This is a genomic window from Zobellia nedashkovskayae (genome assembly GCF_015330125.1).
Lineage (GTDB): Bacteria > Bacteroidota > Bacteroidia > Flavobacteriales > Flavobacteriaceae > Zobellia > Zobellia nedashkovskayae.
Window position 1 is genome coordinate 51,871 of sequence record NZ_JADDXR010000002.1, and the last position, 16,238, is coordinate 68,108.

Genomic DNA, 16,238 nt, shown 5'->3' on the forward strand with positions numbered 1-16,238 from the left:
AAATGCACATACTACATATCTGCATTATTTTATCCCTGCTTTTCTCGGGGTGTTCTAAGGAACCTGAGGTAAAGAAAGTATCTAGTGCCAATTTTGAATTGGTAACATCTAAAGACAATTTTACAGCTGGAGAGCCTTTCTCTTTAAAATTTAAGGCTTCGGAAGAATCTAGTCCTGTTCTAGTATTTAGAAATGCGGTAGGCACAACAATACTTAAGGCTTCTAATAGTAATGACGTTTTACAATTTGATATTCCGAAAAACTTCTATGAGAAATCTGGCATTTGTTATTGGTCTCTGGTTTCTGGTTCTGAAGAGAAAATGAAAGGCACTTTAACCATTCATGTAAACAATAAAAATGGTACTTTTTTAGAATCCTACTTAGGTCCTAGAAGTCTTACCGCAGGACCAAAAGATTATGCCATGTTCGTAATGGTAGCGACCGATTTTTATGACAACCCATTAAACGATAGCACTTCTATTACAAGTAAAGTACAGTTTAAAGACAGTGAAACAGAAGAGGTTTTACTCTCTAAAAATCTAATTGCTTGGACTAAGGTCCGATCACCAGAAAAATCTGGCCGGATGTTGATTTCTGCAGCGTGTAATGAAACGGATAGTAAAGAATTCACCACAATTATATACCCTGCAAATCCAGTAGATTTTACCATTTCTTATAAACGTAACCATGAATATGCAGACGGTAACCAGGTTATTACTTTTAGAACTAGTATACTTTACGATGCATTTGGTAATTCAGTAAGTGAAGGTACACTTGTATCATTTATTATAACCAATGACCAAGGTGCAAAACTGCAGGCACAAGGCACTACCTTGAACGGTAAGGCCGAGGCGCGCCTTTTACACCCAGAACAAAAAGCGTCATGGACCATAGAAGCTTTTGTTACGGGCGCAGCAAGAAGTAAACCTATTAAAGTTGCTTTCAAAGCATCGGTAACAGAATATAACATACAATTTTCAGATGGTTTTAGAACTATTTCAGTAGGCCCTCTAAAAAGTTTTATGAACCAATTAGTACCAGACGGTATGCCCATTGCGTTGACTGTTAAAGATGAAAGCGGCAAAGTGCTAGATGTACTAAGAACCTCATCAATGCAAGGTGAAGGTAAATTCGAATTATCTCCGGATTTCTTTCCGACTGGTAGTTACGAGTTACAGATTAAGACTGCAGGGATAACAAAAACAAAATCAGTAGAACTAAAATGAAAATAAACAGAACCTTGTATCGCATTTTTCTACTGGCGTCATTTTTGGCCTTGAACGGATTAATTCTGTTTGGTATCAGTAGTGCTTGGACCTATTTAAATACGGGTGCAGACCGGACATCTATGCTTCATTTGCATGAAGATATTTCGGCTACGTACCTTCCCAAAGTGCAATGGGAAATTGCCATGAACGAAGGCCGCCCTATGGAAGAACAGACTTTAGGCGAAATTGAACGAGATTACCTCAGTGCGTGGCAAGTGCGTAATGCGGCTTACGCTAATAATGTACCCTATGGCATAGCTGACTATTATACGGATAGTATGCGTACTGAACTCTTTAAAATTACGGACCTCAATCTAAAAAATAAGGTAACGCTGCAAACTACTACGCTAGAACACCATCCTAAATTGGAATTCTATAGTACTGATGGCAAACTAGTTGTTTTTACCGATAAAAATGTTTCGGCCTATGAAGAGGTTTACCTGAACGAAAACTTAATTACCAAACGAAAACTCTTATCGGATTATAAAGTCATGTTGCTTTTAGAGGATGGTTTTTGGAGGATTAGGCAACTGGTAGAAACCTCCTTGCCCGAAGAAACTTTAGAAGCAGCCTCACAAGTTCAAAATCTTGATAATTTTCATTTTAAAGGAATCAACTATTATCCACAGGATACCCCTTGGGATATGTTCGGGAGTAATTTTGATGAATCAATAATTGAACATGACTTTAAGCTCATGGCAGAAATGGGCATCAACAGTTTACGTATTTTCATTCCTTATGAATCTTTCGGTAAGGAATACGTTGACCAAGAAAAAATACAAAAGGTAAAATTAACTCTTGATATTGCCGAAAAAACCGGACTGGACATCATGCCAACCTTGTTTGATTTTTATGGCAATTACAGCGTTCATGATTGGACGATGACCAACCGTCATGTAGAACAAGTAGTTAAAGCCTTAAAAGACCACAATGCTATTATTGCTTGGGATGTTAAAAACGAGCCAGACCTAGATTTTGAATCTCGGGGTAAAGAAAGAGTGCTTTCATGGTTAGAACAGACCGTTGATCGTATTCGTAAAATTGACCCTAAACATGCTATAACTATTGGATGGTCTAGTCCTGAAGCCGCTATTAATCTTACATATAAATTAGACCTAGTCTCTTTTCACTATTACCGCGGGGCTGAAGAGTTTGAAAGTGCTTTTACTATTCTGAAAAATAAGGTAACTGATAAACCATTGTTACTACAGGAATATGGCTATTCTTCATATGACGGAATCTGGAACGGATTTTCAGGCTCCGATGAAAAAGAAAAGGAATATATGGGAACTATCCAAAAGGTGGTGGAAAAGGAGAATCTGTCTCACATGATATGGACGCTCTATGATTTCAGAAACATTCCTACTTCCGTAGTTGGCCGCTTACCATGGCGAAAAATACGGCAGCGTCATTTTGGGCTTCTGGATTCTAAAGGTCAGAAAAAACCGGTCTATAATATCTTCTTTAATGAGAAACCATGACAAATGGTAAAACCACTTGAATTAATAAACAGTACACCCACTACCCTCCTATAAACGTGTTATTCGGTCTAAATTAATAACTATACTTCTATCAGAACCAAGGTATCTACTTATATGCCGGTTAAGAATGGTTGCACTAGTGCTGTTCAAAGATCCGTGAACACTAAATATTCCACGTGCTTCTGTAATTTGTAAAGACATAATTAAAAGTTTTATAGGTTTATTTTTCTCTTTTCTGCAATACGAAATGACGTATAGAACACACGAAAAGAAATGTACTGTAGATAAATAGTAAATAGCTGTAGATGAGTAGTTTTTATTGTTGTATCGCATTAAACATAAGACCTAAAGTTTTTACACTTAAGTACCAATAAATCTATTTTATGGGCGTTATATTCTTGTGGTAAAAAACCTACTTTAATGTTAAAACTAAATACACTCTGTTTATTCCTGCTCCTATCTTTCTATGGGATGGCCCAAAGTCCGCTTCAACCCGGTTTTACCTTGTTAGAAAAAGGTGATTTTGAACAAGCAGAAACTTTTTTTGAGGGTTATCTTGCAGACGATCCAAAAAACAAAACTGCCTTAATTTGCTACGGACGTGCTGTTGGATTGAGCGGCGAACCTGAAAAAGCTACAGGAATGTTCTCTTCACTTTTAGAAGAATACCCTGGTGATTTTGAAATACAGATAAATTACAACGAATCTTTTCTTTGGGACAAGAAATTTCAAGAAGCAGAGCCTTTATATGCTCAACTAGTAAAAGAGTATCCAGAAAATTTTGGTGCAGTTTTGGGTTACGCAAACACACTAAGTAATCTAAAGAAATATGAAAAGGCATTAGAATGGGTAGAAAGGGCTTTGATCATACAACCCGGTAATCTAAGTGCTAAGACTTCAAGAAAATATATGCGATTAGGTTATGCAAATGCCTATGTGAACGCACAGAATTATAAAAAAGGAGAAACTTTATTAAAAGAAATATTTATAGATTTTCCAGAAGATAGAGATGCTTTATTAAATCTTGCCAACCTTTATTTAATTACAAAGGAAGTAGATGACGCAAAAGCAATCTACAAAAGGTTGGCTACCTCTGAAAAAGACTCCATAACATCTCTCAATGGTATTGCTCTTGCCGAACATATTGGAGAGAATGATAAACAAGCATTAATTGTTGCTACCTCTGCAAAAGAAAAGGCAGATGCATTGGGTGACGCAACAATAAAAGAACAAACGTATGACCGTTATGTTCAAGCCTTAATATGGAACAGAAAGTATATTAAAGCTAAAACTGAAATAGCAGAATTAGAAACCCAATACACCAACCAAAATTGGCTGTATGCACTAAAAGCTATGCTTGGTCTTTATACCGGTTCGCCGAAAAAGAGTGTTGTTAATTATGATGCTATTCTAAAAAATGACAGCGCTTCTTTTGATGGAAATTTAGGAAAGGCCAACGCACTTTTTGCCGCTGACCGAATCGTTCCTGCTTACAATGCCGCCTTTGGAACCCTTAAAGTCTTTAAAGACCAGAAAGATGCCATTAGTTTTATTGATAAGTTAAACGTATCCTTTACGCCAACCCTAGACGAACACCTAGCCTATACTTTTGATAATGGTAATAATGTTGCTTTTTCGACCAATACAACTGCAACCGTGCCATTATCTACAAAGTTTAGCACCAACCTAGCCTATTATTACAGAACTACCGAAAATACCATTACGGATAATAAAGCGAGTTCTCATGTACTTTCTGCTGGGTTTGATTACAAATTCCTTCCTAAAACCACATTTAAAGCGGTGGTAGGCTTGAACAAATCTAGTTTTGGTGCAGAGTCCTATACCCAGCCAGTAATAGACACAAAGTTATTACTACAACCATTTAAACTACAGAACCTTGAACTTGGTTATAAGCGAGAAATTCAAAGTTTTAATGCCGACTTAATTGAACGCGAAATTATCATGAACAATTTTGGCTTCAATTATAACTTGGGGACCAATTTCAATTTAGGGTGGTATACACAAGCTATACATACTACCCAGAGTGATAATAACACCCGAAACCTTTTGTTTACCTCATTATACTATAATTTAATGCGTAAACCTGCTTTAAAAGTAGGTCTTAACTACCAGTACCTTTCTTTTGCCGAGCAAGTACCTACCATTTATTTTAGTCCAGAGAAATACCAGGCAGTAGAAATATTTGCAGACTTAAGAGGTGATTTTTCCAAAAACACGCAGTATATGATGAGTGCTGCAACAGGTTTACAACAAGTAGAAGACGACCCAAATACAGTAATATTTAGGGCAGAGACCGGAATAACGCATAAATTCTCAAAACGTTTTAGTGGTAACCTATATGGAAAGTATAGTAACATTGCCTCTGCAACGGCAGCTGGTTTTGAGTATACAGAGATAGGATTAAAGTTAAAATGGTTGATTACAAAGAAACCATTGTTCTACAAAAAAATTGCTAAATAATTCTTCCTAAGAATATTAACAAAAGTGTATAAAAAAAGACAACCTTTCAATTAAGTAAGGTTGTCTTGAGACAAATTGTATTTTCACGAACCCATTAAAGTGAAAATATTTTCTAGAAGCACTCGCTCCTATTATGGATTTATATCTTACAGATTATGAAAAGATGTACGATTTAAAAAAGTGTAGTGATTAGAATAAAAAAGTAGTTAATATTCTAATAGTTCCAGATACTCATTACGGCCAAAACAATGCCAATTATTACTGAAACAAGTATACCTATCAAACGTATAGCGGCACCTTTGGAGTTTAAAATATATAAAAGATTTGCTTTCATGAGTAGATGTCTTTAGTATTCTCTACAAATTTACATCTGATATTTAAAAATAGGAAAGCACTTACGGTGAATTACCTTAAGCTATAGATGAATGGTATAAAATTGTAGAAGAGATTTAAACCAAGTTTAATCGTCTCATGAGTTCTGGTCGATTTGATCGACTAATGGGTATAACCATTTTCTTAATAAGAACGCTATTATCTTCAATATCAATAATCTTAGAGAAGTTAATGATGTATGACCTGTGTATTTGAAGAAATATTTTTTCAGGTAATTTATCCTTTATTTTTTTGAGCGTTGTATGTACACGATATTCTTTATTTTCTGTTGTAATATCAATATAATCTCCTTGCGCCTTCACCACTAATATTTCATGAAAGTGTAGCTTTATCAATCTCTTATCAATATTGATATACAGGTCCTGCTCAGCTTGCGCACCGGTCCCAGGATTAGTGCTAACATTCGGAACAGCGGCAGGCTGTTTTTTAAGTGCACTTTTAACTTTTTGTATGGACTTTTGAAAACGATCTGCGGTTATGGGTTTTACCATATAGTCTACAATGGACTCATACTCATACGCTGCAATTGCAAATTCGGTATCTGAAGTAGTCAAGACAACTTTAGGACAATTCTTTAAGGTTTGGACAAAATCCACTCCACTAAAACCTGGCATATGAATGTCCAAAAACACAACATCTACATCTTGTTGGTTTAAAAATTTAATAGCGTCTATGGCATTATCAAACTCTCCTACAACATCTAAATCTGCCACCCCAGAGCAATGTTTTCCTACTATGGCACGTGCTGTTGCTTCATCATCTACGATAATACAGGTCATACTATTAAATGGTTTTAAGAAAATCGTCTATTTGGTTTAATATAACTCTAAAATCTGAATCCATATCTGTCTTTCCCGCTCGTAATTGCTCTTCAAATTGAACAGCAAAGCGGTAAGCATCTTCCATACTTAAGATGTTGAATTTATGTTTTAATTTATGTACAACATCTGCGGCTTCGTTTGTTTCCTTGCTATCTATATGTTCTTTGTAGGTAGCTCTTTCCATTGGGAATTCGTCCTTCAATATAGAAATAAATTTCTGTTCAAACTCAATGTCGTCTCCAGATAATTCTTTAATGTACTTAAGGTTTGGTTGTTCCATAGCACTATTTTTTTAAGGTAAACGTGAAATTTGCACCCATATTTTCTTCTGACACCAATTCTATAGAACCATCATACAATTTGACGATTTTTTTAGCCAATGCCAAACCAACTCCTGCGGCGCTATCATTATTCTCGAGTTTTTTAAACATTTCGAATATTGAAGATTGATGCTTAATGGGTATTCCTTTTCCATTGTCAATTACAGAAAACTTCCAATATTCTTTATCTTCTTGAAAATTTAAATCAATTATTCCTTTTTCTAAATGGCTGGTAGCCTCAATTGCGTTGGTTATTAAATAGGTAAAAACTTGCTCTATCAAGTGTTTTTCGATATGTATTCTTGGAAAATTAGAACCATAATTTAAACTAACATTATCCGGTAAAGGCACGTAACTTCCTATTTCCTTTAAAAGAATATTGATATCAACATTCATTTTAGATTCCATACTAGTACCTATAGTGGCATGTTCTAGTATTCCATTAATTAAATTATCCATTTTAGCCAGATTGCTCGAAGCTAAATCCAAGTTTTCCCTATTTTCTTCCGTTAAGCTATTTTGGTCATCTTCAAGAACCCAGCTTAGCAACGCATTTACATTACGAATTGGGGATTTTAAATCATGGGACACCAATTGTATGTAATTACTAAGAGACTCATTTTGTGCTTCTAAATCCTCTAAAAGAAGGTTTTTCTCTGCGGTAATTCCTGTTACTTCTGCAGCCAAGTGGCTAATATGTTTTGCTAATTTTTCTACATCGAATACTTTTGAAGCATCCCCATCATATTTTTTTTCCGTACCTAAGTTTGAACTTAAGCTATTCATGGCCAACTCCAAGGATACCAAAATTTTCTTTTGCCTATCCGCCTCTTTGGTCAACTCTCTATTTGCTGTAAACAATTCTTCTGAGCTAATGGTTGTAGCCCTTTGTACCATACTCAGCTTCTCATCATGATTCTGATAAGACATTTCTACGGCAGCCAAAAACTTCTGCATCTCAGGGTCTCCGCTAAGATGATCAGGTAACGTTTTTTTAAGTTGTCGTTTTAATAGAGAATGCATTATTCGCTAAATAAAGTTAAGGTCATTGTTTGGTTGTGCAACCTACAGGCATCCTTACCGGCAAATGGAGCCATTTCTCCATAAGAATAGAACCCAGTGACTGCTGCGCCAGTTCCTATAACAGATATTACCTCCTCTACTTCTTCTTCAGTTCGCTGGTCCATGACCAACTTTCTACCCACACAACTGATTAAAATAGCCAGCTCGGGTTTATTTGTCCTACCGTTCATAGCGTACTGTGCCGCTATACTGGCCCCGTCAACTATATCATCTACCGTAGACATCATTAACTGCACACGAGCACCTTCTGGAACATCTCCGGCCAAAGTCATTGTGTTGGATGCGTCATCAATAGTGAGTATTGTACGAACCAAAGGTTCATCATTTTCATTAACTCTTACACTTAATGGATATAGCAAAGCAGATGTTGGCAACTCCTTTGCTTTCTCCCCTAAATATTTTTTATAGAGATCCAAGGCGGGTTGTCCGTCTAGCTCATACAGTATGTTATTTTTAGATTTTGTAATGATTCGTTGAGGCCCAAAAGGCGTCCAACCACCATAGTTGGCGCTTGTTATTTCTAAAGATTCTCCATAAAATCCAATAGCAATTACCTCTCCTTCTTTGGCGCTTTCATTGTAAGAGGCAAGCGTTCTTTCAAAACGATCATCATCTCCACACAAACCACCTGAAAGTCCAATATTATTTATTCTAACACCTTCAAAGCCTTCGATTAATGCACTACCGTTTATGGAACTACCTTCCGATACCAAAAAAATATGCTTTAATCCTTCCTTAGAAAACTCATTAAGAAGAGATTGTCCCAACAAAAGTTCATTATCTATTTCCGAGACATTCTTTCTCTTTACCGAGAAGTGACATTTCTCAAATTCTATAGCTGTCAATGACACGCCACCTTGCAGTACGGTATCATCTATAATTTCGCCAGCTGTGCTGCCCATAACAATATGTCCGCTAGGAAAAAGTTCCTTTACTTCATTAAAAAGGGTATCATCTTCTAGAAGATACCTATTACCAAAAACCAGGACTAGAGGTTCTTTTAAATTATGGTTCTCACCAGATAATATTTTAAATGGCTGTTTTCCTTCTTTTATGGCCTGCGTTATTTTCATGTTTAACTATTAAGGTTGGTTGGTTCTTTTTTGATAGTAAAGTGAAATTCTGTACCCAAATCTTTTTCACTCTCTACCCACACTTCGCCTTCATAGCGGTCAATTATTTTTTTAACAATAGAAAGGCCAATACCGGTAGACCGTTCATTTGCTCCTATAGATTGAAAAATTTCGAATATTTTTTTATGATACTCTTTTGGTATGCCTACACCATTATCTTTTATTGAAAACTGCCAATGTGTTGCATTTTCAACGAAAAGTACCTCTACTAGGCCTACTTCCTTTTCGATATGTACAACGGCATTAGAGAGTATATTCTGAAATAACTGATGAATTTTTGTGCGATCCGCTAGAATTGTCGGTAAAGTTTCAGGCACTACAACTGCCACATGCTCTGGTATGAATATACTTTCCTTAATACTTTCTACTACCTCGTTTAAATCAACTTTAGAATTGTCTAGCGCAGAATTATTGGCAGTCGAATATTCTAAAATACCGTGAATAAGTTTATCCATTGAGGCAACTTTCTCTTGCATTAGCGATAGATTCTCTTGTCCAGCCTCATCCAAGACGTCTTTATAATCATCTTGAATCCAGGTGGCCAATGCACTTATACTTCGTAAAGGCGACTTTAAATCGTGAGAAACGATATGTGCATACTCTTGAAGCCCTTGATTACTTTGTTCAAGTTCTTTTACTAATTGTTCTTTCTGAAACTCAAGGAGTTTTTGCTTTGTAATATCCAAATGAATACCGACAGAACCAATTAAGGTTTTATTATTGTCATAGCGTGGTGCACCACTGATCAACCAATGCTTTCTTTCACCAGTTTTGTCAAATACCTCCAGTTCATATGAATCTGACTCTCCTTCTGCTCGCTTTTCATTTTCTTTATCTAGTACATTCTTATTTTGTACCCGAAGAACATTGCTCCCCTTTTTACCTATTAATTCATCTTCCTTAAAACCACTCATTAAACAAAAGCTCTGGTTGACAAATTGTATAATGTCTTCTGTATCTACTTCTACCAGACCAAGATTCATATTTGCAATAATACTTGCATATTTTTCCCGCTCGTAATTTAACCGCTCTTCAGCTTCGCGTTCTCTTGTAATGTCTTCAACCATTGCTAAGACATATTTTAAATTACCCTTATAGTCTCTTACAGCACTAACCGAAGTCTTTCCTATTAAACAACCGCCTTCTTTTTTGTAATATCTTTTTATCACAATATCCTTATCTATTTTACCTTCGGACATTTGCGTTATAATCTCGTTGGCAGTAGGTCCCTCTATGACTTTTGAAAACTCCTCAAACTTCATTGTTTTAAACTCTGCTTCTGTATAACCCAGAAGCTCTGTAAAAATTCTGTTAGATTTGATAATTTGATTTCCAACACTTAATATAATACCCAAAGGAGAACTTTCTACTATGATATCTAGCTGCTTTCTTTGTTGCTCAAGCAGCTCTTTAATTTCCATTTCTTGGGTAATATCTCTAATAATACCCTGAGCTCCAATAGGTTCACGTTTTGTATTGTAGATCAAACTGGCGTTGATTTCTATCCATTTTTCATCGCCATTTTTTACAGAAATTTTAGCACGATAGTTTTTAAGAGTACCGACTTCCAAAAGGTATTTAAAGGATTCAGCAGTATATTGAAGATAGTCTTTGTGTACAAGGTCAGTAAGGTTAACCTGTTCTTTGGTATGATCATACCCCAAAAACTCTTTGGCCGACGTGTTCATATTAATCACGTTGGCATACATATCCATTACCACATAAGGATCTATAATATTTACAAAAACATTATCCAGCTCAGAAACCTTTTCGCTCAATAAGTTTTCAAGAGTGCCATTAGCCTCTTTTAAGCGCTGCGAAGTTTCGTAGAGGTCTGTAGATTTTTGTTCAAGAATTTTTTCAGCTTGTTGCCTAGCTTTCTTTTGCCTTTCCAGTGCTCTTTTGAGAAGTTCTACCTCTTTATTATCCATTTTGAACAATATCAAATTTAACCTCAGTACCGTCTTCTTTTAATAATTCGTAAGTAATTGTAGCGGAACCTCCAAAGTGTTCAAAAGCCTTTTCTATAAGACCATGCGCCAAACGGTATAGACCTCTAGAAGAAGAGTATACCATTACTATTTTTGTGTCCGTTTTGTCTAGAATCTTAAAAGTAGGCAGTTCTGCATCTGGATACAGCTTTTTTACATGTACATGTATATGATCCTCTATACAATACAGAAGACCTAATGGAGTATTGTAATTTTTAATGACCTCGGGGTGAGAATTGGCTAGACCTGCAAATAGGTATAGACCAAAAGCATAAATAAGATCGCCAGCCGGAATTTTGGTTTCTGCGCTAAGGTTGTTTATTAGCGTAACCATCTCATTAAATTCATACGTTCCTACGGAAGTATAAATACCTTCAGACGGTAGATTACCATTTTCAATTATATTATCAACAGTCTCAAGACCAAACTTGATCTCGACCATTTCTAAAAACTCTGTAAATACAACACCCTTCATATAGCATAATTTATTAACTAAAAGTAGGAAAAGTAGTATACTTTAAAGAATTTTTGTTGTGAAACGCACTATTTTGTTAGCCTTTCACCAATTGGTTGATGTCCCAGTACTCAAGAACCTTGTGAAGTTTAGATTGATAATCTTCATATTTCAATGGTTTGATAACGTAACCGGCTACTCCAATCTTATAACATTCCAATAAATCTGCTCTATTTTCTGATGTTGTAAGAATAACTGTAGGAAGATATTTTAGAACGTCATCTGCCTTAAGAATACTCAAAAATTCTATACCGTTCATTCTTGGCATATTAAGGTCTAGTAGAATAATATCCGGCAATCTATTGCCCGATTTTAAGATTTCTAACGCATCTTCACCATTCTTGGTTTCTATAATATTATGTTTAAGATCTAACTTCTTTACCGTTCGCTGTAATTTCATTACCTCAATGGCATCATCTTCAATCAATAAAATATCCATAACATGTAATTTTTAGTGAAATACAAATTTTAGAATTAAATAATAGAATTTTGACCAGGTGTAGACCAATGACATTTAACTGTAGACGAATGGAAAATTATGGCAGTTGAACGATTTACGTATCAACGACGTTCTTAGCCATTACTTACTTTTAGTCATTGCAGTAATAGTAGTTTATAACTCCCCATACAGAAGGTTACATCATCTTTTTAGACAATAACTCACTACGCTTCAATAGATTAAACTAATTATATACCGTAATTCCAAAACTTCTTTGAAAACATTATAAATTTTGCGGATATTTGCAGCCTGTTTCAGATGAAGTGGGAGTCTATTTATTGCACTTTTACCACCTTTACACACTACATTCTAAACAAAAATCTCTCATGCGCACGTGGCGGAATTGGTAGACGCGCCAGCTTGAGGGGCTGGTGGCCACTAGGCCGTGGAAGTTCGAGTCTTCTCGTGCGCACATTAAACCATCAACTTCCTAGTTGATGGTTTTTTTTATATACGTATCTTGTCTCTTATTTATTATAATATTACTTTTTTTAGTAAAAGAGCACATTTCACTCCCCTGACTAAGAATAAAATTATTAGATTTGTTTAATGTTTACAACAAAAAGATGAACACTACAAAAAAGACGTTCAGTATACGTGATTTAGAAAACCTATCGGGCATCAAAGCCCATACTATACGTATATGGGAAAAGCGATACAATCTGCTTTCTCCCGAACGAACGGATACTAATATCAGAAGATATAGTTTAGAAAGCCTTCAAAAGCTACTAAACATTACCCTTTTATATAGTAATGGCCACAAGATATCTAAAATCGCGAATCTTAAAGAGGGTAAAATTCCTGAGATTGTTAATGAACTAGTTTCAAAAAACAACAACAGTCAAATTATAAACACTTTTAAGCTGTCGATGATTAATTTTGACGAACAGCTGTTCACCCGCACTTTCAAGACTTTACTTCTTGAGAAATCATTCTCAGAAGTTTTTAAAGAGGTTTTTATCCCTCTTTTGAATGAACTTGGTTTATTATGGCAAACAGATACCATCTGTCCTGCGCATGAGCATTTTATTTCAAACCTCGTAAAACAAAAAATCTTGATTAGTACTCAAGATTTATCCGTTGAGGAAGATTCTAATAAAAAGACAACATTTATTGCCTATTTGCCAGAAAACGAAATTCATGAAATTGGTCTTCTCTATTTGAATTATGAAATTGTTTCTAGAGGATACAAATCTGTGTATTTAGGGCAAACAGTTCCTTTAGAAAGTTTGGAAGAAGTTATGAAGACTTTTGAAAACACAACCTTTCTATCCTATTTCACAGTCTCTCCCTCAAAGGATAAGATTAGCGACTATATCAACAAATTTTGTTCGTTATCGGCAAATTTCCCGAATACTCAACTTTGGTTATTAGGTCATCAGACCCAACACATAAATCAAGATAATTTACCTCAAACAATTGAAATTTTCTCTTCAATCGATAAAATTGTTGAACGACTATAGAACCTTACACCATTAAAATAATAATGAAAAAAAAGATTGTCATAATTGGTTCAGGTTTTTCCTCACTGTCCGCTTCGTGCTACTTAGCCAAAGCTGGTCATGAGGTAACTATGTATGAGAAAAATGACACCGTTGGCGGCAGAGCAAGACAACTAATCAAACAAGGTTTCACTTTTGACATGGGCCCTAGCTGGTACTGGATGCCTGATATTTTTGATAAATTCTTCAATGACTTCGGGAAGAAAACTTTCGATTATTATCAATTAGACAAGTTAAGCCCGGCGTATAAAATTTTCTTCTCTGATGACAATATCACCATTGGTGACTGTATGGACGACATATGCCAAGAATTTGAACGTATCGAACCCGGCAGTGCCAAGCACCTCAGGAACTTTATGTTCAAAGCCCAGAAAAACTATGATATTGCCATCAACAAGGTAGTGTTGCGACCTGGCCTTTCCCCATTAGAACTTATAACTCCTGAAACGGCCCTGCGTGTAGATCAATTTTTTAAGACTATTAGCGGCGAAGTTCGAAAAAAGTTCAATAACAAAAAATTAATATCCACGCTAGAATTTCCGGTCTTGTTTTTAGGTGCAAAACCTAGCAATACTCCATCTTTCTATAGTTTTATGAACTATGCAGATTTTGGTTTGGGTACATGGCACCCAAAAGGTGGAATGTATGAAATTGTTAAGGCCATGAAAAACTTGGCCGAAGAAGTTGGAGTTAAAATACATACCAAATCTGCTGCACTAAAAATAAACGTCAAAAATAAAAAAGCCGTTGGCGTAAATATTAATGGAAAAGATATTGAAGCAGATGTTGTACTAAGCGGAGCTGATTATCACCACTCAGAAACTTTACTGGACCCAGAATATCGTCAATATTCGGAATCTTATTGGGACAAAAAGACCTTTGCCCCTTCTTCATTGTTGTTTTATATGGGTTTTGATAAGAAGTTGAAAAATGTAGAACATCACAATCTTTTCTTTGACACTGATTTTGAGCGACATGCTACGGAAATCTATGACCAACCAAGTTGGCCTAAAGACCCTTTATTCTATGCCAATTTTCCATCTGTAACAGATTCTAGCATGGCGCCTGCTAATTCTGAAACCGGGTTTTTTCTCATACCTATTGCCACAAACTTGACAGATACTCCAGAACTACGCGATCAATATTTTGATATTATGATGGATAGATTTGAGAAAAGGACAGGCCAGAGCGTAAAAAATAATATTATCTTTAAGGAGTCGTTCTGTGTAAACGACTTTGTAGAACAATACAATTCTTATAAAGGTAATGCTTATGGTATGGCCAATACATTACGACAAACTGCTTTTCTTAGACCTGGTCTAAAAAGCAAAAAAGTTAAAAATTTATACTTTACCGGCCAGTTGACCGTACCAGGTCCTGGGGTTCCTCCGGCTTTAATTTCGGGTAAGCTAGTCTCCCAATTAATAAACAAGAACGTCTAAAAGCCAAAACCATGAAATCCCTATTCGATAAAGTTTCTTACCAATGTAGCCAGATTGTTACAGAATCTTACAGCACTTCGTTTACAATGGCAACGAAGATGTTGTCATCTTGTATTAGACCGGATATTTATAATATTTATGGTTTTGTGCGCTTCGCAGATGAAATAGTAGATACGTTTGATCAGTATGATAAAGAAAAACTCTTTAATCAGTTTGAAGCTAGCCTTAAAGATGCATTAGAGCAACGTATAAGCTTGAATCCAATTCTTAATTCGTTTCAACATACCTATCACAAGTATGAGATACCGTATGATCTTGTTGATGCTTTCATGAAAAGTATGCGAATGGATTTGTATAAAAGCGTTTACAAGACGGATGAGGAATATAAGGAGTACATCTATGGTTCTGCAGATGTAGTGGGACTAATGTGCTTAAAAGTATTTGTGAAAGGCGATACTAAAAAATATGACGATTTAAAGGAAACGGCAATGGCATTAGGTTCCGCTTTTCAAAAAGTAAATTTCTTAAGAGATCTTAAAAGCGATTTTGAAGATTTAGACCGCAGCTATTTTCCTAATACCGATTTAGCCATGTTGGACGAAGCTTCAAAAACCCGAATCGTAAATGAAATAAAAGCCGATTTTGAGTTAGCTTATAAAGGAATCATCAGATTACCTAACGAGGCTAAATTTGGTGTTTATACCGCTTACAAATACTATTATAGACTATTGAAAAAATTACAGCGTACACCTTCTTTAGAAATTAGAACGGTTCGTATTCGTGTTCCTAACTACGAGAAATTTGGGGTTTTGGCCAAGTCGTACGTAAATTACAAATTGAATTTGGTTTAGTATGAAAGCAGTTATTTGGATAACCCTGTTCCTCGGCACATTTTCCTTTATGGAATTTATGGCATGGTTTACCCATAAATATATTATGCATGGTTTTCTTTGGAGCTTGCACCAAGATCATCATAAAAAAGACCATGATTCATGGTTTGAAAGAAATGATGCTTTTTTCATATTCTATGCTATTGTGAGCATGATATTATTTTACTCAGGATCAGCAACATCTTTCTGGTATGGTTGGCCTTTGGGTTTTGGTATCCTAGCCTATGGTATTGCTTATTTTTTAGTACATGATATTTTTATCCATCAAAGGTTTAAAATGTTCAGGAATGCAAATAATTGGTATGCTAAGGGAGTTCGTAGAGCACACAAAATGCACCATAAGCATTTAGGCAAAGGAGATGGTGAATGCTTTGGTATGCTCATTGTTCCTTTTAAATACTTCAGGAACAAGTTGTAACT

At 35.6% G+C, this 16,238-nt stretch carries 14 protein-coding genes and 1 tRNA gene; 8 read left to right on the top strand and 7 right to left on the bottom strand.

Features of this window, described 5'->3' with window-relative positions; genetic code table 11:
* The first annotated feature begins 2 nt into the window (after positions 1-2).
* The 3 genes from IWB64_RS00225 to IWB64_RS00235 all read left to right on the top strand — a co-directional run bounded on the left by IWB64_RS00225 (position 3) and on the right by IWB64_RS00235 (position 5,230).
* The gene (locus tag IWB64_RS00225) at positions 3-1,226 is read left to right on the top strand and encodes a hypothetical protein (protein WP_194532122.1); all 1,224 of its coding nucleotides are present in this window, start codon (positions 3-5) and stop codon (positions 1,224-1,226) included.
* Positions 1,223-2,749, top strand: a complete 1,527-nt coding sequence (locus IWB64_RS00230; RefSeq protein ID WP_194532123.1) for a cellulase family glycosylhydrolase — start codon at positions 1,223-1,225, stop codon at positions 2,747-2,749. Before IWB64_RS00225 ends, IWB64_RS00230 begins: the two co-directional genes overlap by 4 nt.
* Positions 2,750-3,169: 420 nt before the next feature.
* Positions 3,170-5,230, top strand: coding sequence for a tetratricopeptide repeat protein (locus tag IWB64_RS00235; protein ID WP_194532124.1), 2,061 nt, complete (start codon positions 3,170-3,172; stop codon positions 5,228-5,230).
* Between the two features lie 449 nt (positions 5,231-5,679).
* Here IWB64_RS00235 and IWB64_RS00240 read toward each other — a convergent pair whose 3' ends face one another.
* The 7 genes from IWB64_RS00240 to IWB64_RS00270 all read right to left on the bottom strand — a co-directional run bounded on the left by IWB64_RS00240 (position 5,680) and on the right by IWB64_RS00270 (position 11,924).
* On the bottom strand, positions 5,680-6,402 hold the full coding sequence (locus tag IWB64_RS00240; RefSeq protein ID WP_194532125.1) for a LytR/AlgR family response regulator transcription factor: 723 nt from the start codon (positions 6,400-6,402) through the stop codon (positions 5,680-5,682).
* A 4-nt stretch (positions 6,403-6,406) separates the two neighbouring features.
* The gene (locus tag IWB64_RS00245) at positions 6,407-6,724 is read right to left on the bottom strand and encodes an Hpt domain-containing protein (RefSeq protein WP_194532126.1); all 318 of its coding nucleotides are present in this window, start codon (positions 6,722-6,724) and stop codon (positions 6,407-6,409) included.
* Between the two features lie 4 nt (positions 6,725-6,728).
* Complete coding sequence (locus tag IWB64_RS00250; protein ID WP_194532127.1) at positions 6,729-7,787, bottom strand: sensor histidine kinase; 1,059 nt, start codon at positions 7,785-7,787, stop codon at positions 6,729-6,731.
* Positions 7,787-8,920, bottom strand: coding sequence for an FIST signal transduction protein (locus IWB64_RS00255; RefSeq protein WP_194532128.1), 1,134 nt, complete (start codon positions 8,918-8,920; stop codon positions 7,787-7,789). The genes IWB64_RS00250 and IWB64_RS00255 overlap by 1 nt, the downstream gene beginning before the upstream one ends.
* A 2-nt stretch (positions 8,921-8,922) precedes the next feature.
* Positions 8,923-10,911: a PAS domain-containing sensor histidine kinase gene (locus IWB64_RS00260; RefSeq protein WP_194532129.1), complete on the bottom strand. Its 1,989-nt coding sequence runs from the start codon at positions 10,909-10,911 to the stop codon at positions 8,923-8,925.
* A complete protein-coding gene (locus IWB64_RS00265; protein WP_194532130.1) occupies positions 10,904-11,446 on the bottom strand; it encodes a heme NO-binding domain-containing protein in 543 nt (180 codons plus the stop codon). Before IWB64_RS00265 ends, IWB64_RS00260 begins: the two co-directional genes overlap by 8 nt.
* 76 nt (positions 11,447-11,522) lie before the next feature.
* Entirely contained in the window at positions 11,523-11,924 is a 402-nt protein-coding gene (locus tag IWB64_RS00270; RefSeq protein WP_194532131.1) for a response regulator, read from the bottom strand.
* 388 nt (positions 11,925-12,312) lie between these two features.
* On the opposite strand from IWB64_RS00270, the gene IWB64_RS00275 reads away from it, so the two are divergent.
* From IWB64_RS00275 to IWB64_RS00295, 5 genes are all read left to right on the top strand, one after another.
* Positions 12,313-12,396, top strand: a tRNA-Leu gene (locus IWB64_RS00275).
* 154 nt (positions 12,397-12,550) lie between these two features.
* The gene (locus tag IWB64_RS00280) at positions 12,551-13,447 is read left to right on the top strand and encodes a MerR family transcriptional regulator (RefSeq protein ID WP_194532132.1); all 897 of its coding nucleotides are present in this window, start codon (positions 12,551-12,553) and stop codon (positions 13,445-13,447) included.
* A 23-nt stretch (positions 13,448-13,470) separates the two neighbouring features.
* Positions 13,471-14,928, top strand: coding sequence for a phytoene desaturase family protein (locus IWB64_RS00285; RefSeq protein ID WP_194532133.1), 1,458 nt, complete (start codon positions 13,471-13,473; stop codon positions 14,926-14,928).
* Positions 14,929-14,939: 11 nt separating this feature from the next.
* Positions 14,940-15,779: a phytoene/squalene synthase family protein gene (locus IWB64_RS00290; protein WP_194532134.1), complete on the top strand. Its 840-nt coding sequence runs from the start codon at positions 14,940-14,942 to the stop codon at positions 15,777-15,779.
* 1 nt (position 15,780) lies between these two features.
* Positions 15,781-16,236: a sterol desaturase family protein gene (locus IWB64_RS00295; RefSeq protein WP_194532135.1), complete on the top strand. Its 456-nt coding sequence runs from the start codon at positions 15,781-15,783 to the stop codon at positions 16,234-16,236.
* Positions 16,237-16,238 lie beyond the last annotated feature (2 nt).